Origin of the sequence: Enterobacter sp. Ap-867, assembly GCF_011752855.1 — a bacterium.
In the GTDB taxonomy this organism is placed as follows: domain Bacteria; phylum Pseudomonadota; class Gammaproteobacteria; order Enterobacterales; family Enterobacteriaceae; genus Cedecea.
On the sequence record NZ_VWWS01000005.1, the window covers coordinates 80,894 to 99,418 of the forward strand.

13 protein-coding genes are annotated in these 18,525 nt (G+C 54.2%); all 13 read left to right on the top strand.

Going from position 1 to position 18,525, the window contains the following annotated elements; translation table 11 throughout:
- Positions 1 to 259: 259 nt before the first annotated feature.
- The 13 genes from tssH (at position 260) to F3J26_RS13345 (ending at position 18,517) form a co-directional block, all read left to right on the top strand.
- Positions 260 to 2,956, top strand: a complete 2,697-nt coding sequence (gene tssH, locus F3J26_RS13285) for a type VI secretion system ATPase TssH (RefSeq protein WP_166994305.1) — start codon at positions 260 to 262, stop codon at positions 2,954 to 2,956.
- A gap of 77 nt (positions 2,957 to 3,033) precedes the next feature.
- Positions 3,034 to 3,567: a fimbrial protein gene (locus F3J26_RS13290; protein WP_008454360.1), complete on the top strand. Its 534-nt coding sequence runs from the start codon at positions 3,034 to 3,036 to the stop codon at positions 3,565 to 3,567.
- 115 nt (positions 3,568 to 3,682) lie between these two features.
- On the top strand, positions 3,683 to 4,438 hold the full coding sequence (locus F3J26_RS13295; RefSeq protein WP_498881407.1) for a fimbria/pilus periplasmic chaperone: 756 nt from the start codon (positions 3,683 to 3,685) through the stop codon (positions 4,436 to 4,438).
- Between the two features lie 83 nt (positions 4,439 to 4,521).
- Positions 4,522 to 7,158, top strand: a complete 2,637-nt coding sequence (locus tag F3J26_RS13300) for a fimbria/pilus outer membrane usher protein (RefSeq protein ID WP_166994307.1) — start codon at positions 4,522 to 4,524, stop codon at positions 7,156 to 7,158.
- Complete coding sequence (locus F3J26_RS13305) at positions 7,149 to 7,736, top strand: fimbrial protein (RefSeq protein WP_008454366.1); 588 nt, start codon at positions 7,149 to 7,151, stop codon at positions 7,734 to 7,736. Before F3J26_RS13300 ends, F3J26_RS13305 begins: the two co-directional genes overlap by 10 nt.
- Positions 7,737 to 7,822: 86 nt before the next feature.
- Positions 7,823 to 8,347 carry a type VI secretion system contractile sheath small subunit gene (gene tssB, locus F3J26_RS13310; protein ID WP_008454368.1) on the top strand — a complete coding sequence of 175 codons (525 nt, stop codon included), beginning with the start codon at positions 7,823 to 7,825 and terminating at the stop codon, positions 8,345 to 8,347.
- Positions 8,348 to 8,362: 15 nt separating this feature from the next.
- A complete protein-coding gene (gene tssC, locus F3J26_RS13315; protein ID WP_008454369.1) occupies positions 8,363 to 9,862 on the top strand; it encodes a type VI secretion system contractile sheath large subunit in 1,500 nt (499 codons plus the stop codon).
- A gap of 209 nt (positions 9,863 to 10,071) precedes the next feature.
- Complete coding sequence (locus tag F3J26_RS13320; protein ID WP_008454370.1) at positions 10,072 to 10,557, top strand: Hcp family type VI secretion system effector; 486 nt, start codon at positions 10,072 to 10,074, stop codon at positions 10,555 to 10,557.
- 140 nt (positions 10,558 to 10,697) lie between these two features.
- The gene (tssJ, locus tag F3J26_RS13325; protein WP_166994309.1) at positions 10,698 to 11,234 is read left to right on the top strand and encodes a type VI secretion system lipoprotein TssJ; all 537 of its coding nucleotides are present in this window, start codon (positions 10,698 to 10,700) and stop codon (positions 11,232 to 11,234) included.
- A 3-nt stretch (positions 11,235 to 11,237) separates the two neighbouring features.
- A complete protein-coding gene (gene tssK, locus F3J26_RS13330; protein ID WP_166866556.1) occupies positions 11,238 to 12,584 on the top strand; it encodes a type VI secretion system baseplate subunit TssK in 1,347 nt (448 codons plus the stop codon).
- Entirely contained in the window at positions 12,584 to 13,951 is a 1,368-nt protein-coding gene (gene tssL, locus F3J26_RS13335) for a type VI secretion system protein TssL, long form (RefSeq protein ID WP_166994311.1), read from the top strand. The genes tssK and tssL overlap by 1 nt, the downstream gene beginning before the upstream one ends.
- An 11-nt stretch (positions 13,952 to 13,962) precedes the next feature.
- Positions 13,963 to 17,796: a type VI secretion system membrane subunit TssM gene (gene tssM / locus F3J26_RS13340; RefSeq protein ID WP_166994313.1), complete on the top strand. Its 3,834-nt coding sequence runs from the start codon at positions 13,963 to 13,965 to the stop codon at positions 17,794 to 17,796.
- 28 nt (positions 17,797 to 17,824) lie between these two features.
- The gene (locus F3J26_RS13345) at positions 17,825 to 18,517 is read left to right on the top strand and encodes a hypothetical protein (protein WP_008454376.1); all 693 of its coding nucleotides are present in this window, start codon (positions 17,825 to 17,827) and stop codon (positions 18,515 to 18,517) included.
- Positions 18,518 to 18,525: the final 8 nt, after the last annotated feature.

Sequence of the window (18,525 nt, forward strand, 5' to 3'; positions counted from 1 at the left end):
CGATTCTAAAAGTAAACGTTAAATTTTCGTATGCCTGCATCATGCGTTTTAGAGAATTTAAGAATGACTTCCGGGCGTAATTCTTAAAACCCGTGATGTTGGCCAGCAAGGGTTTTTATTTCAATTTTTGTTAATTACTATGCCCTCCAGGTAACGTTCCGTGATGCGCTTAATGCGTTGTTTCGGCTCTCTGATCCACGTGGATAAGTGGATGAATAAAACAATCGAATAATCGAATTAAAACAGGGCGAGTTTTATCGTGGCGATAACCAGAAAAAACCTATTCGGTAAGCTAAATACCATCTTGTTTAAAGGCGTAGAGAGCGCCACAACGCTGTGTAAATTACGCGGTAACCCTTATGTTGAACTGGTGCACTGGTTAAATCAGATATATCAGCAGCAGGATAGCGATATTCGGCACATCATTCGGCACTTCGAGCTTGATGCGGAAATGCTGGAGCGTGATTTTTCTCAGGCGCTGACTCGCCTGCCTGCCGGGGCCAGCGCTATCTCTGATTTCTCCTATCACATTGAGCTGGCCATTGAGCGCTCGTGGGTATTTGCCAGCCTGGAATGCCATAACACTTGCATCCGCAGCGGCCATTTGCTGATTGCCCTGCTGACGACGATGGAGCTGCGCCGCGCGCTGTTCGCTATCTCTCCGGCGTTTGAAAAAATCCCTCTCGAACATTTAAGTAAGGATCTCGGGTACATCACCCGTGAGTCGGCGGAACAAAATGATTTAGCCGGTGGCGCAGCGGTGTCCGACGGGGCCGGGGTGCCTGGCGAAGCCAGCCACGCAATGGCCAGCGCTCAGGGCGGTGGGCTGGCGCAGTATTCTACCGATCTGACGGCGCTGGCGCGGGAAGGAAAAATTGATCCTGTGCTGGGGCGCGATAAAGAGATCAACACCATGGTCGATATCCTGCTGCGCCGTCGCCAGAATAACCCGCTGCTCACCGGTGAGGCCGGGGTAGGTAAAACGGCGGTTGTGGAGGGGCTTGCTCTGGCGATTGCGGCCGGGGATGTGCCGCCTTCCCTGCAAAAAGTTCGCCTGCTTACGCTGGATGTGGTTGCCCTTTCCGCAGGCGCCAGCATGAAAGGTGAGTTTGAAGCTCGCCTGAAAGCGGTGCTGGAAGAAGCGGTCAATTCGGCTGAGCCCGTCATCCTGTTTATTGACGAAGTTCATACGCTGGTGGGGGCTGGCGGTAACGCCGGAACCGGCGACGCCGCGAACCTGATGAAGCCGATGCTGGCCCGTGGTCAGCTGCGCACTATTGGCGCGACGACCTGGAGCGAATTCAAGCGTCATATTGAGAAAGATCCTGCGCTGACGCGCCGCTTCCAGGTTCTGCAGGTTGAAGAACCGTCAGAAGCGCTGGCGATTGCGATGGTGCGAGGCCTGCTGCCGGTGCTGGAGAAGCATCACGGCGTGTGGATCATGGATGAAGCTATTCGCGCCGCCGTCAGGCTCTCACATCGGTATATTCCGGCCCGCCAGCTGCCAGATAAAGCGATTAGCCTGCTGGATACCGCCTGTGCCAGGGTTGCCGTGGCACAGCACGCGCCGCCGGCCGAGCTGCAGATGCTGAAGTTCCACAGCGAGTCGGCCCAGGCCGAGCTGTCGCTGCTGGAAAAAGCCATCGGCTTTGGCAAAGAGGACGATAAGCGCAGAGAGCCTATCCAGAACGCGATTTCTGAACATGCCGAAAACGCTAAGGTTCTGGACAGCCGCTGGAGCCAGGAATGCGAGTTAGTCTCCAGCATTATCGACACGCGTCAGCAGCTTCTTGCGGCCACGGTTGAAGATACCGAAGTATCAGAAACGGAAAAGGTGGCCTATCTGCAGCAGCGTTTAGGAGAGCTTGAAACCACACTGAGCGAAATTCGCGGCGAGCAGCCACTGGTGCAGGCCGAAGTGAATGCCGACGTGGTGGCTTCGATTGTGGCGAACTGGACGGGGATCCCGGTCGGGCAGGTGCTTAAAGATGACGTCAGCGCGGTGATGGAGCTGCCGCAGCGTTTGGCCGAGCGCGTTATCGGGCAGCAGTACGCGCTGGACTGCCTGAGCCAGAGCATTCAGACCGCTCGCGCAGGACTGGCGGATCCGAAAAAACCGTTTGGCGTCTTTATGCTGGTGGGGCCTTCCGGGGTGGGGAAAACCGAAACGGCTTTGGCCATTGCCAGCCAGCTGTATGGCGGTGAGCAAAACCTTATCACCATTAACATGAGCGAATACCAGGAAGCCCACACCGTCTCTTCCCTGAAGGGCTCACCTCCGGGCTACGTGGGCTACGGCGAGGGGGGCGTATTAACCGAGGCCGTCAGGCGTAAACCCTACAGCGTCATTCTGCTGGATGAAGTGGAAAAGGCGCACTCAGACGTGCACGAATTGTTTTTCCAGGTCTTTGATAAAGGATCGATGGAAGACGGTGAAGGGCGGCAAATCGACTTCCGTAATACCATTATATTGCTAACAAGTAATACGGGGAGCGACATTATTAGCAGCGCTTGTGCGGATCCTGAAACCCTGCCGGGCGAAGAAAGTTTGCTGAAGGTTATTCAGCCTGCTTTGCTGAAAGTCTTCCCGGCAGCATTTTTAGGTCGAGTTACCGTAATACCTTATTTACCGCTGGCAACGTCTTCACTCCAGCGCATTGTTAATATTCATCTTAATCGTATTGCCGAACGTGCTAAGGCGAATTATGACCTTGAATTAAGCTTCAGCGAAGAACTGGTGCAGCACGTTGTGGAGCAGTGCCCGGTGGCGGAAACCGGGGCAAGGATGCTAATCCGCTTTATTGAGAAAAACATTTTGCCGAAAGTTGGCGTAGCTATCTTAAATTCGACTGGCGCAGCTGCTACACAAAATAAAAATGTGGCCATGCGTGTGGCTTATTCACATGAGAAAGGCATTGAACTTATCCATCAAACGGAGGAATTGCCGACGACGTAATTTAAGAAAGTTACACCAGGAATTATGTATCTACTGTTTATAAAGTTTTTACTTACTGAAATATAGGGAATTATATCATGCGCAATTTTAAAATGACGCTGTGCGCCATGGCTTTGGCTGCGGTATCAACTTCTGCCCTGGCGGCGGATGAAACGCAGGGCACCGTCACCTTCAACGGTCAACTGATTGCCGAAACTTGCACCATCGCCAGCGATTCTGTCGATCGCCAGGTTCAGCTGCCAAAGGTGTCTATCCAGACCCTGAATGCCTCCGGCACAACCGCGGGTTCTAAAGGTTTTGATCTGAACGTTGAAAACTGCCCTACCGGCATCACTCAGGTGGCTGCGCACTTCGAAGCCGTCGGCAGCAGCGGCGTAAACAGCCAGACCGGTAACCTGACCAACAGCGCGACCACCGGTGCCGCAACCAAAGTTGAAGTTCGTCTGTACAACTCCGACGAGCAGCAGCTGAAACTGGGCGAAACCGGTGCTCCGGCCCCTGTAACTGGCGGTAAAGCGACTATGCGTTACTACGGTGGTTACTATGCGACCGATGCCACTACCGCAGGTTTGGTTCAGGCGAAAGCTAGCTACACCCTGGCATACCCATAACAGGTTTGCTTCTAAATGAAGTGCGGGGCGAGCAATCGCCCCATTCTTAAAACCTGCTTTCATTATCAGGTAGATGTTATACGCGCAGGGCCGTGCTATGAAATATCAATATGCAATATTCTCAAAACTGACAGCTTTATTTATTCTCCTGCTGGCCGTCTCCCAGTCGGCGTTTTCTGGGATGACGATATCCGGTACCCGGATTATATTTCCCGGCGGTGAAAGAGAGCAGACGGTGCGTACGACAAATAAAGGCCCGTCGCCTTTGCTGGTACAGGTTTGGGTCGATGATGGTGGTAAAAATGACGACATTAATAAGATAAAAGTTCCTTTTACCACTACGCCGCCCGTGTATCGTGTTGATCCGGGCAAAGGGCAAAGTATCCGTCTGATATACAATGGCATGAATCTGCCTCAGGATCGAGAATCTGTATTTTGGTTCAATATGTTAGAGATCCCACCAATGAAAGAGGGGGCCAAAGAAACGGACCATCTGGAGCTGGCCTTCCGCACCCGAATTAAAATATTTTACCGTCCGTCGGTCTTGAAGAGCAGCAGCTCTCAGGAGATTGGTAAATTGACCTGGGAAAATCTGGGGGCAGGAAAAGGCATAAAAGTGAACAATCCTACGCCTTACCATTTCTCTTTTGATAGCGCATCGCTGATGTCCGGGACGGTAAAGCAGCCATTGGCAGTGGATATGATCGCGCCCTTTAGCAGCAAAGTGTTTTTACCAGAAAATAAAGGTTCTGTATCGGGTGCTATTAGCGGTGCAGTCGTTCGTGTCATTAATGATTATGGCAGCGTAATTGAATATCGCTTAATTCCCGCCTCGGGAAATACCTTAACAATAGAAAGAAAGTTGCAATAAATTTCATCGGTTTTTCAACTGAGCCAGAAATGCTTTTTATTTAAGGCCGGATAGCCACGCTTTGTGGTCAGGGAGTCAGGGACGTGAGACTAAAAGAAAGCAAGAAATATGCACGACGAGTCACGCGCGAATCGAAAGTCGCGTTTGCTGTTCGCCATATCCTTATGGCTTCTTTAGGAGCTAGCTTTTCCGTACTGGCTCAGGGAAATACCGCCAGCCTGCCGACCAGAAATGAACAGAGTTCTCGCCCGGAAAGCGTGAAATTTAACAGCGCCTTTATCCATGGGCAGAGTGTTGATGTCTCTCGGTATTTTGAAGGAAACCCTGCTCCAGCCGGAGAATACAGCGTACAGGTTGCGGTCAATGGGGAAGGGCGGGGCCAGTACAAGGTTCTGTTCAAGGACGTGAAAGGCAGCGTCGGGGCTGTGCCCTGTTTTAGCCAGGAGCAGCTGGGTCGAATGGGCATTAAAGTGTCACATAACCCGCTCGACGGCGCGGCGCATACCGCCGGAGATGACGGAGACAAACAGTGCGCCACGCTTGACCGCTGGGTTGACGGAGCCAGCGCCAGCTATCAGCCCGGCGACTTCTATCTCGATTTGACGGTTCCTCAGGCCTCCACGGTTCAGTACCCAAGGGGCTATACCGACCCCAATACGTGGGATTCTGGCGTACCCATTGGATTGTTGGATTACAACTCCAACGTCTATGTGCAGCAGACTAACAATCGGTTTGACAGCAAAGACGGGCATTCCGTAAGCGGTAATCTTGGCATGCTGGCGGGACTTAACTTTTTCGACTGGCGGCTGCGTAAACGGTTCAATACCAGCTGGAGCAACGATCAATCGTCCCACAGCCAGTCCCTGTTTACGTATCTTCAGCGCGATATCCCGGTGTTAAAAAGCCAGCTCACGCTGGGCGACAGCACAACCAGCGGCGATCTGTTTGACAGCATGACGGTGAGAGGCGTTCAGCTCCAGTCCGACGATCGTATGCTGCCGGATGGGCTTCGCTATTACACCCCGCTGGTGCGTGGCTTTGCGGAGACCAACGCCAAAGTTCAGGTCAGGCAACGAGGGCAGGTCCTGTATGAAACGACCGTGCCACCTGGCGCGTTTGAACTGAGCGATATCGGGGCTATGGGCTATGGCGGCGATCTGCAGGTTACCGTGACCGAGGCTGACGGGCGCCAGAGAACCCAGCTCGTACCGTTTTCCTCACCGCCGATGCTGCTTCACGATGGCGTATCACGCTTCGACGTCACCGTGGGCAAATTGAAGGATGACTCGCTGAAAGAAGAGCCGGGGCTGGCGCAGGGATTTTACCAGTACGGCATCGGCAACATGTACACGTTATACGGCGGCGGGCAGCTGGCCGATAACTACAGCGCGCTGGGGATTGGTCATGCCTTCAACACGCCGCTGGGCGGGGTTTCAATGGATATTACCCGCGCACGCAGTGAGCTTGGTAATGGCAGAGTCTCCACCGGGAATAGCTATAACGTTGGCTTCAGTAAATATCTGGATACGACGTCTACCGACGTTACGCTTGCGGCTTACCGCTACTCTTCGAAAGGGTTCTATAGCCTGAGGGACGCGGCGTTAGATCGCTATGGGGCCAAAAGCGATAATTTTATCGTCGATTACCGGACCAAAGAGCGCTTTACCGTGAACGTCGGGCAGCCGCTGTGGAATGGCGCCAGGCTGAATTTGTCCGGCAACTTCTATAGCTACTGGGACGACAGGTCTTCCACCAGCCAATACATGCTGTCGTACAACAAATCCGAGCGCTATTTCTCCTGGGCGGTGTCTGCGTCCCGGGCCTATAACAGCGACGGGGAGAATATCGATAGCGTGATGCTGTCCGTCAGCGTGCCGCTGGGCCGAGCGAGCATGACCAGCAAACCGCTGTTTAACTCACTTTATTCCTCGGTCAGCCACGATAACCAGGGCGGCAGTGCGGTACAGATGAACGCCATTGGCAGCCAGGGCGAGCAAAACGAACTGAGCTACGGCGTCGGGACTTCAGTTAACAAAGCGAGAAACGCGGGGACGCGCAGCGCGTTCAACGGCAACGTGAACTACAACTCGCCGTTTGGCCAGTTCGGATCAACGGCCTCCGTCGGGAATAAATCGAACCAGCTCTCGTTCTCGGCCAACGGTAGCCTGGTGGCGCACCAGGGCGGGATCACTGCCGGACCTCGCCTGGGCGACTATCCGTTTGCCCTCGTTGAGGCGGAAGGCGCCAAAGGCGCGAGAATGCTGAATGGCTATGGGTCGCAAATTGATGGCAATGGGTTCGCCATTGTGCCTTCGCTGACGCCTTACCGGGAAAATATTGTGGCGGTGAATACCCGCGGCCTGCCGGACACGGTAGACGTCCTGGAAAGCGAGAGCACGGTCATCCCGCGCATGGGTGCAGCGGTAAAAGTGAATGTGAAAACGCTCGTCGGTGAGCCGGTTGTATTGATTGTGAAAGATAGCAAGGGTGAGCCGCTGCCAATCGGGATGGATGTTTACGATGAGCGTGACGCCAGCCTCGGTATTATTGGTCAGGGAGGCATGGCCTTTATTCGTGGCTGGCAGGCTGAGAAAAATAATCTGTATTTAAAAAGTGCTTCCGGTCAGCGACTTTGCACTATTTATTCCGATAGCAATATTGCAAATAAAATGAAGGGCGCGCGTGGCTCTATTACTCAGGTAGAGGTCTTATGTCATTGATGAATACTCTTGCCGGCGGGCGAGGCACTTTCCGTGGCCTGTGCTATGCGGCCCTGGTGGGCGCTCAGTTTTTCGCCGCGGCGAACGCCTGCTCAACGAATTGTTCGATAGATGTTTTCTTTACCGGTAATTACACCGATGAAACCTGCAGTGTGGCGATCAATAACGCCAGCAGCAATGAAATTGTGACGCTCCCACGTGTCGCCGTGGCCTCGCTTAGCCGCGACGGCAATGAGGCCGGCAGCGTTCCGTTCGATATTACGCTCAAGGATTGCCCGGCCAGCAGAACGATAACGGTATTTTTTAATAGCACCATTTCTGCAGCTGATACCGAAACGGGAAACTTAGTGAATAGCAGCGGAACGGACTTAAGCCGCGGCGTTCAAATTAGATTGCGTAAAGAAAATAGTTCGCAGGTCATTATTGATAGTGCTGATTCAGGGCAGGATTACGTTATTTCCGCCACGGCCGAACCATTGAGCCACAGATTTACAGCGAGCTATTACGCAAAAGGGAACTCGACCGTCACCGCGGGCCAGGTTCACGCCGTGGCGGGGGTCGAGCTTGTTTATAAATAACAGGGAGGCTTGCTGATTATTTGAACGTTGACCATCCGACAAGCGACGGTTTATCCATAAACGGTTATTAAAGAGTATTGACTACTATGAGCAAAAGCAACTCGCAAAAATTCATCGCACGAAACCGTGCTCCGCGCGTACAGATTGAGTACGACGTGGAAATTTATGGCAGTGAAAAGAAGATTGAACTGCCGTTTGTTATGGGCGTTCTGGCGGACTTGTCCGGCAAGCCACTTGAGCCGCTTCCCCCGGTCGCCGACAGAAAGTTCCTCAGCATCGACATCGATAACTTTGACGAGCGTATGAAGGCTATGCGCCCTCGCGTGGCGTTTGCAGTCCCGAATACCCTGACGGGCGAAGGGCAGCTGATGGTTGATATGACCTTTGACAGCATGGACGATTTTGCCCCCGACGCCATTGCACGCAAAGTCGATTCGTTATCCCAGCTGCTTGAAGCCAGAACCCAGCTTGCCAACCTGCAAACCTATATGGACGGTAAAGCCGGGGCGGAAAGCCTGGTCATGAAAGTGTTGAACGATAAGTCGCTGCTGAACACGCTGGCTTCGTCGCCAAAGCCAAAACAGGCTGATGAAGCCGCGTCCCAAAAGTGATGAAGAGAGATAATAATGGCTACTCAAGCAGAAACAAATAAACAGGCAGCCCCGCAGGCCGCCACCCAAAGCGACTTTAACGCTTTGCTGACCCGTGAATTTAAGCCAAAGTCCGATCAGGCGAAAACCGCGGTCGAAATTGCCGTAAAAACCCTGGCAGAGCAGGCGCTAAGCACCTCGATCACCATGGCCGATGACGCCTATAAAAACATTGCCGCGATCATCGCCGAGATCGACATGAAACTCTCCGAGCAGATCAACCTGATCCTGCATCACGAAGAGTTTCAGCGCCTCGAAAGCGCATGGCGCGGTTTGCATTATCTCGTCTACAACACGGAGACGGATGAAAAGCTGAAGCTGCGCTTTATGGACATCTCTAAAAACGATCTGCGCCGCAACATGAAGCGTTACAAAGGGATTGCCTGGGATCAGAGCCCGCTGTTCAAGCAAATTTACGAAGAAGAGTATGGCCAGCTTGGCGGCGAGCCCTACGGCTGCCTGGTGGCGGATTACCATTTCGACCACAGCGCGCCGGACGTAGATCTGCTCTCGTCCATCGGTAAAGTGGCGGCTTCCGCCCATATGCCATTTATTACCGGCGCGGCGCCGTCCGTTATGCAGATGGATTCCTGGCAGGAACTGGCTAACCCGCGCGATCTGACGAAAATCTTCACCCAAAACCTGGAATATGCGGCCTGGAACTCGCTGCGCCAGTCGGAAGATTCTCGTTACATTGGCCTGGCGATGCCGCGCTTCCTGGCGCGTTTGCCTTACGGCATCAATACCAATCCGGTGGATGATTTTAACTTCGAAGAAACCACCGACGGGGCCGATCACGGCAAATATGTGTGGTCTAACGCCGCTTATGCGATGGCGGTGAACATCAACCGTTCATTCAAACATTACGGCTGGTGCACCATGATCCGCGGCGTAGAAAGCGGCGGCGTGGTGGAGGATCTTCCGTGCCACACCTTCCCGACCGATGATGGCGGCGTGGACATGAAGTGCCCAACCGAAATTGCTATCTCTGACCGCCGTGAGGCCGAGCTGGCCAAAAACGGTTTTATTCCGCTGGTGCATCGTAAAAATACTGACTATGCGGCCTTTATTGGCGCCCAGTCGCTGCAGAAACCTTCCGAATATTACGATCCGGACGCAACGGCGAACGCCAATTTGTCCGCACGTCTGCCTTACCTGTTCGCCTGCTCGCGTTTTGCGCATTACCTGAAGTGTATCGTGCGCGACAAGATCGGCTCCTTCAAAGAGCGTGAAGATATGCAGCGCTGGTTGAACAACTGGGTAATGAACTATGTGGACGGTGACCCGGCAAACTCTTCTCAGGAAACGAAAGCTCGCCGCCCTCTGGCCGCGGCCGAAGTGGTGGTTGAGGATGTTGAAGGCAACCCGGGTTATTACCAGGCGAAGTTCTTCCTCCGTCCACACTTCCAGCTGGAAGGTTTGACGGTGTCACTGCGTATGGTAGCCAAATTACCTTCGCTGAAAGACGTTGCCTGATAAGGCAATTTAAAAATGGTTGTCTGATTCAGGCAATTTAAATAAAGAATAATCACTTCATTATTCTTTAAAGGTGCGGCCGCGCCGGGGATTCTTGCGCGCCGAAAATGTTGTAGAGAATTTTCATCATAATGAAATTGCTTCTACGACTTAATTTTAACGTTGCACACTGTGTGACACTCTTAAATGAGAGCTGAAAAGGAAATATTATGGCTCAGGATATGTTTATTAAAATTGATGGCATCGAAGGCGAGTCTCTGGATGCTACCCATAAAAATGAAATTGAAGTGCTCGCATGGCGTTGGGCCAGCTCACAGCACTCAAATATGCACAGCGGCTCCGGCGGCGGTTCCGGTAAAGCTACGGTGGACGATTTCTGCTTCGAGCACTATGTCGACAAGGCCAGCACCAACCTGCTGAGCTACTGCCTGTCCGGTAAGCACATCAAAGACATTCAGTTTGTTATTCGTAAAGCGGGTGGCGATCCGCTGGAATACCTGACGCTGAAATTCACCGATGTGATTATTACTCACGTTGAAACTGCGGGCTCCAGCGAAGACGAAACGCGTCCACGTGAGAAGGTGACCTTCGCCTTCACCAAACTCACTCAGGACTACGTGATGCAGAATGCAGAAGGCGCTAAATCCGGCGTTATTTCTACCAGCTACGACGTTAAAGCTAACCTGCGCAGCTAATACTGCCGGGTTATCAAGGGTTTTGCCGCTTCGGCGGCAAAACTTTCTCCAGGCGGGGGAGCGGGATATGTCGCTCCCTGCGCGGGTCGCGCGTTAATTCGATACACATCGTTCAGGAAATAAAGTGCGTGGATAGGGATATGTTTTGCAAAACAGAAAGAAAGAATTGCCGGGTAGCGCTTGTGAAGTGTCTGCTGATTATTGGGCTGGGGACTTTGTTATTTTCCTGCAGCAGCAGTAATGATAAGCAGCCTGCTGGCAGTGAAATAAAAATTAATCTGATTGCAGACAAAGATATTAATCCTAACGATGGCGGCCATCCGGCACCGCTCAACATATTTATTTATAACGTTAAAGAGCGGGATGTTTTCACCAATGCCGATTTTTTTGAAATTGTAGAAGGAAATAATAAAACCCTGCAAACCGCTATATCAAAAGAGTACGAGGCCATCCTTCAGCCGGGTGAGTCGCGTAGCGTCACAATTAAGCCTGATGGTGACGGCAGAACCCTGGGGTTTATTGGTGCTTATCGTGACCTAAATAATGCTATCTGGCTGGCGACATGGACGCGACCGGAAAAGGAAACATCGTGGTGGCGGAACATGTTCAGCGACGACTCGCTGACCCTGCAGGCACATTTCCAAAAAACAGCAATTACAATTAAAAAAATGGATTAAACCATGAGAACAAATAAAGTCGTCTGGAGTGAAGGGCTGTTTTTGCGCCCGCAGCTTTTTCAACAGCAAGAACGCTACTTTGAATATTTTGCCCACAAAAGAGCGTCGACGCTCAGCCCTTTCTTTTGGGGGTTTTCGCAGTACGAAATCGATCGTGAGGCTTTGTCATACGGCAAACTGGTGCTGCGCGCCGCGCGCGGCGTCCTGCCCGACGGCACGCCGTTCGATGTCCCCGATCATGCCGATTTGCCTGAGCCGCTGACGATCCTGCCTGAACATCTGGGCAAAATGATCTATCTGGCGGTGCCGCTGCGTCTGGATAACAGCGATGAAACGATCTTCAGCCAGCATGACGCCAGCTCGCTGGCGCGTTTCCGCGCTCAGGAAGCCGAACTCTGCGATACCAACGCCATTCGCCAGGGGCCAAAACCCGTACAGATTGCCCAACTGAGGCTCAAGCTGGTCTCTGAAACTGAAATGACCGAATCCTGGATTGGTCTTCCGCTGACGCGGGTGAAAGCGATTCAGCCAGACGGGAGCGTGCTGCTTCACACGGATGACTACATCCCGCCGGTGACCGGCTATGCGGCGAATCCTTTGCTGGGTGAATGGCTGACGCACCTTAATGGTCTGGTAAAAATGCGTGCCGGCATGCTGGCTAATCGCCTCTCCTCCTCTGACGGCAAAGCCAGCGCCAGCGCCGAAATTGTTGATTACCTGCTGCTGCAGATCTTCAACAAGTACGAGCCGATTCTCGACCATTTACGCCACATACCCGAGCTACCGCCCATTGTGCTTTACGAAGAGCTGGCCAAGCTGGCAGGGGAGCTTTCGACCTTTGTTCGAACCAAAACGCGTCGGCCAAAACCTGCGCCGGGATACGATCATGCGCGGCTTTATCCTTCGATCCGTCCTCTGGTCGATGATGTACACGATTTGCTGAACCAGATTCTGGTTCGTGCGGGCCAGCTCATTGACCTGCAGGCGAAAGGCAACGGCGTGTGGGCGGCTTCCGTGCTGCCGAACGAGCTGCGTTCCTTCTCTAACCTGGTGCTGGCCGTTCACGCGCAGCTGCCGATGGATGTGCTGCATCAGCAGTTCCAGGCCCAGGCCAAAATCAGCGCGCCACAGCAGCTGCACGAGCTGGTGCGCTCCCACCTGCCGGGGCTGGTTCTGCAGGGGCTGCCGGTACCGCCGCGGCAGATTCCCTACAGCACCGGGTACGTGTATTTCGAGTTGCTTAAAAACGGACCTTTCTGGGAAAAAATCTCGGCAACCGGCGCGCTGGCGCTGCACGTTGCCGGTGAGTTCCCTGGCCTGAAAATGGAACTTTGGGGAATCCGGACCTGATGAAAGACGAGATTAATCAGCACGCTACGCCAACGCCGGGGGGCATGCAGGATGACGATACCTCTCCTCAGGCGCTGGGCCGTTTTCTTCTTGATGAGCAGGGGGACTGGATCCAGGAGCCGGAAGCCACGCCGACGGCTCAGGGCCGCGCCGGGGAAAATAGCGAGACCAGGACAGGCGATGACCGGGCGTTAAGAAGCGAAAGCGTTCAGCAGCGCATGATCAAGGTCAGCGCCGCTGAGAATCCGCTGCTTGAAGCCGCTCAGCCGCTGCTGCGTGCGCTGAGCGATATGCCGGAGCAGATTGGCGATTTAACGCACGTTGAGATCCTGAAAAATACGCTTAAGAGCCAGATTAATCTCTTCGGCATCGTCTGCGATGAAGTGAACATCCCGTGGAAAAAAATGGCGATAGTTCGCTATTGCCTGTGCACCGCGCTGGATGAAGCGGCACACACCGCGCCGTGGGGGCTCGAGGCGGGCTGGTCTCAGAGCAACCTGCTCAACCACTTTGAAGGGGATAACGATGGCGGGAACAAGTTCTTCCTGCTCATCGGTCGCCTGTCGATGAACCCGACCGAGTTTGCTGACGTCCTTGAGGTCCTGCTGCGCATCCTTGGCCTCGGCTTCGAGGGCCGATACAGCATCATTGAGGACGGGGATCGCCAGCTCACCAAGATCCGCCAGCGCCTGTTGACCCTGGTACAAAGCACGCGCAACACCACGCCGCCTGCATTGTCACCGCACGGACTTCAGCCTCATGGCCCGGCCCGGCGGGAAAGGCTGATTGTACCTGTCCGGCTGACCGCGCTTTGCGCGGGCATTCTGGTGGCCTCGGCCTTTATCTGGTGTAAGTACTCGTTGCTGGTGAATAGCACGAGAATCATCAGCGATATCAATGCGATGAAGAATATTAAGGTCAGCGCGCCGCCGGTGAAAATGCGGCTCAGGCTGAGCGTTTTACTCCGCAATGAAATTCAACGGCAGCTGCTTAGCGTCGATGAAACGCAAAAGCAAAGCAAAGTCGTGTTGAAGGGCGATTCCCTGTTCTTATCCGGCTCAACCAAAGTCCAGCCTGAGATGATCAACGTGATTGAACGCGTGGCCCGTGAAGTCCGTCGCGTTAACGGCGATCTGGTGATTGTCGGCCACACCGACGCCACGCCGATCAGCCGGCCGGGCTTACCCAACAACGTAGTACTTTCAGAAAAACGAGCCGCCGAAGTGGCCCGCTACTTTATTGAGGCGGGCGTGCCGGAGAGCAAAGTGAAAGTCGAAGGGGTGGGCAGCAGCCAGCCGGTGGCCTCTGATGCTACCGCTCAGGGACGGGCGAAGAATCGCCGCGTAGAGTTTTTTGTCACGTATTAACGAGAGCGACAATGTCTTATTTGAATAGAGTCTTCGCGGCGCGGTTTTTGAAGACGCTGCTGATTATGTGCTGTATCGGGCTATTGGTTGCCGCTATCTGGTTCCTGGGGCCGTTCTTTGGGTTTGGCGAGTCGCGCCCGCTGCTTAGCGTTGAGTCACGCATTATTTTTATCCTGCTGGCGGCATTTTGCCTCGCCGGGATCTGGCTACGCTGGCCGGTCTTCATCATGGTGATTGCGGCACTTTGCGTGGTGGTCTGGGTGCTGGGGCCGTTCCTCCTGGTGGGCGAAAAACATCCGCTGGAGCCGGTGAGCATCAGGCTGATGGTCATTGCAGTTATGCTGTTTTTGGCGCTGCTTTACGGCCTGTGGTTGCTGCTGCTGGCGCTGAAAGACAACCCAAAACTGCTGGATAAACTCACCCGCGGCAAGACGTCTACGGTTGAAAATGATACGTCAGAAGCGGCTGCCGCCATTGGCAACGCCGTCGACTATGTGAACAAAAATCGCAGTACGCTCTCTTTTTTCCAGCGTGTGATTTTAGCGCGTAAGCCGCTCGATCTGCTGCCGTGGTACATGGTGCTCGGCACTGATGATGCCGGGAAAACTTCGGCGATTCTGGCTTCCGGACAGAACTTCCCGGTGCCGGAGCAGCTTAATCAAGTGGGCAAATCCGCCGTGCAGACGCGTAACTGCAAATGCTGGTTCGCCAATGACGCCATCTATGTGGATACCGCAGGCAAGTACGTCAGTGACCCTGAGCAAAGCCTTAGTGAGTGGCGGGCCATACTCAAAGCGTTAAAAAAACACAGGCCGGTCAAAGCGCTGAATGGCGCCGTCGTCACTTTTTCCGCCGCCGATCTCCTGGGGCGAAGCACCGCCGAACTTTTTGAGCTGGCGGCGAGCCTGCGTGCCCGAATTGAGGATCTGCGCCAGACGCTGGGCGTGCGTTTCCCGGTTTATGTCCTCGTCACCAAACTCGATCAGCTTCCCGGTTTTGCCGAGTATTTCAGGATCCTGACCGAGCAGGAGCGTGAGCAGGTCTGGGGCGTGACTTTCCCTTACGGCGAGGCGCGCACCGAGCCTGTATCCGAGCTGAGCGGGCAAATCAGAGACGAACTGGCCCTGCTGGAAGAGAGGATCGAGCGTGACATGATCGTTCGTCAGCAGGAAGAGTACGACAACCGCGATCGCAAAAAAATGTATGCCCTGCCGCAGGACTTCCATCTGCTCTCCGGCCTGGTGGCGGATGTGGTGCATAACATCTTCTTTGCCTCCCGCTATAACGAGTCGCAGAGCTATACCCTGCTGCGCGGGATCTATTTCTGTAGCAGCCATCAGCCGGTCGACTTTAGCCTGGTGAATAACCAAAGCATCATGCGCAAGTGGTTCAACTACGTGGAGCATAAAACGCCGCCGGTGATGGCCACCCTGATTGCGCAGCCAAAAGACAGGGACTTCCTGATAAGCGACGTTTCATACGGGCGTCAGTACTTCCTTAAGCAGTTGTTCAGTGACGTGATCGTCAAAGACAAAGACCTGGCGCGCCATAACCTGGCGAATGAATCGAAGTTCCGTTTACAGCGTTTGCTGGGCCACACGCTTAGCGTTGTTATCGCCTTTATTCTGCTGAATGGCTTCTACAACAGCTACGGGAACAACAGCGAATATCTCGCCGAGGTGAAGACCCGGGTTGCCGTTTTGGGCGGCGAGGTCAATCGATTCGTCAGTTCGGCAAACGATAATTTGCTGCCGCGTACCTTAATGCTGGCGCAGTCTTTGCCGGAGTATGGCTCTCTCGACGTCTTTAACCCGACCCTCGACTGGCGCTATGGCTTGTACACCGGCACGGATGTGGTTGAGGCCTCGGGTTCGCTGTACCAGTATTTCCTGCAGCGTCTGCTGCTGCCGCAGATTGAACAGCAGGCCACGCTGGCGTTACAGGAAGCGGTTGATGGCGGAAAACCTGAACGTATCTATGACCAGCTGAAGCTGTATCTGCAGGTTTTTGGACAGGGCAAATTCGATCGTCAGTCTCTGACGGAGAGCATCACTAACCTGTGGGAGGCTCGCGGCAAGCTTCAGCCTTACGAGGAGCGCCAGATCTTTGTTTCCCATCTGAGAAATCTGCTTTCTTCTCCAGAGTGGCGCCGCTATGGCCAGCCCGCTGACGACGGGCTGGTGAAATATGCGCGCGCCATACTGCAGCGTCAGGACCTGGCCAGTCGGCTGTATGAGCGTCTCAAAGACGCCGCCGCTCAGGATGCGCCTGCTGATTTAACGCTCAGTGACATGGCGAAGTCACGCAGCGGTGAGCTTTTCTCCGTGATTGATGAACACGCTGAAATCGCCATTCCCGGTCTATTTACCCGTTCGGGTTACTACGACGTGTTTAAAAAAAAAATGGATCCAGGCCTGATGTGGCTGGAGCGTGAGGATGCCTGGGTGTCCGGGAATGGGGAAGATCAGGGCAGCCAGGAGGCAAAGCCGCAGGTAAAAATGGCCGGCAACGGCGTGCTGGTTAATCCCATACAGCAGCAGGTTCTGGCGCTCTATCTCGATGAGTACACGCGGCACTGGCAGGATTTTCTCAGCAATATTCGTATCAAAACGGACGTACTGCCGCTGGGCTACGGCAGCGCGGGAGTGGCGGCAGATATTTATATGCTGCGGGCGCTGAGCGCCTCTGATTCTCCGCTGGCAAGCCTGGTGACCCGGGCGGTGCGGGAAACGACGCTGGTCGGGAAAGAGGATAAATCGCTGCTCGATAACGTCCCGAATAAAGGACGGATCCTGAATGCCGCCGCTAAGGTCAGCCTGGCCTATGCCGCGATGGAAAAAAAGCTGCTGCGGGAGCGGGTGGATGACCACTTTTCTCCACTACGCGAGTTTGTGACCGGCAGCCGTGAACCGGCTGAAGGAGAGCGTAACGCGGGGCCGGGGGCGGAGTTGAGCAAGCTGCTTGGCGCGTTAAGCGAGCAGTACACGCTGTTCGTTATTTACGATGATGCGCTGAAGAACGGTAATGCCGTGGCGTTATCCGGCACGGCCAGAAAAATTGGCGCAGAGTCGCAAACCTGGCCCGATCCGTTACCGAATGTGATTGCCCCTCTGCTGGATGGGGCATGGACGCGGGCCAACCAGGAAGCCATCGCCAAAAGCAGCGAAGGGATAGATGAAAACCTGGGGCGCGTTTGCCGCGCAACTTTGCAGGGGCGTTACCCGTTTGCCTGGAGCCAGCGTGACGTAAAACCGTCTGATTTCGAACGCTTCTTTGCCGCGGGTGGCCTGGTGGATGAGTACTTCAAAAAGAACCTGGCGGACAAGGTGGATACCTCTTCGCATCCGTGGCGCTTTAAGGGTGACGTCGAGGGCAACGAAGACACTCTGGAGGTGTTTGAGCAGGCCGCTGAGATTCGCGACGCGTTCTTCCAGTCTGAAGGCGGGCGAAAACTTTCCCTCACCTTCGACATTGCTGTGCCTTATTTGGATCCGGCCATTACGCAGCTGAACATGAATTTTGACGGCAAACAGGTGAGCTATGCCCACTGGCCGGTTGCCCCTGTTTCTCTCGTCTGGCCTGCCTCGCGCATGACGTCAAGGGTCAGCATCAATGCGACTCCGCGCGTGACGGCGGGCACCTCGTCCCTGAGCTTCAGCGGGCCGTGGGCATTGTTCCGCTGGATGGACAGCGCCGACGATATGGTGGCCAGCGAAGGTGATGACACGGTGCTGGTTTATAAGCTGGATTCGCGACGGGCAAATATTCAGGTTTCAGGCCTGACCTATAAAGACATCCCCGTCCGGGATCTCTTAAAAGCGTTTCGCTGCCCCGGAGACGCATAGCCGTCTCCACCATTCGCCAGAGGAAAATATGTTGCTACGCCTGTATTTACTTGTTGATGAGTCGCGGGCTGGCCTGTTTCGCAGAAGAGGGAAAAAGCAGCGAGAGGTGCGCTCCATTATTACCCAACAGATTCTGCCGGGCATTGGCTCCTCATTACCGGACGACTATTTACCTGAGCACTATCCGTGGTCGTTTGTTATTTCGTCACCTTCGTCGCGAGGGCACGACGCTTATTGCGGTGCTTTTATGCTGCGGCCTGGAAAAGGAGGCGTTCCCTCGCTGGTCATTATTTATGGCGAAGCGCCCTGGCCGTGGCTGAAGAAAAATTTGCAGGATGAATGTCCACTGCCCTTTTGGGCATCAAGGATTTTAAACAATGTGCCCGATAGCGACGTGGCCGGGCAAAACTGGCGCCCGCTGTGGCAGTGGGTTAAAGCGCTGAGGCGAGCGTATTCGCCGCTCTGGGAGAAGCTGGTGCTGACGCCAGCCTGGCAGTTCAAAAATCATTCTCAGGTGTTACTCAGGGAGGGGTCACAGGAAGATTATCGCATTCATAACCGTGATGGTGTTGAGGCTATGCCGTGGAAGAACTGGCCCGACTGTATTGAGCAGGAGGCGGGTATCTGGATTTGGCGGCAAAGCCGGCACAGAAAAATAGTGGATTCTCAGAGGATCCCTTTACGACGCGCTGAGGCTAAACCGCCCGACGCATCCTTCTAAGTTATTGA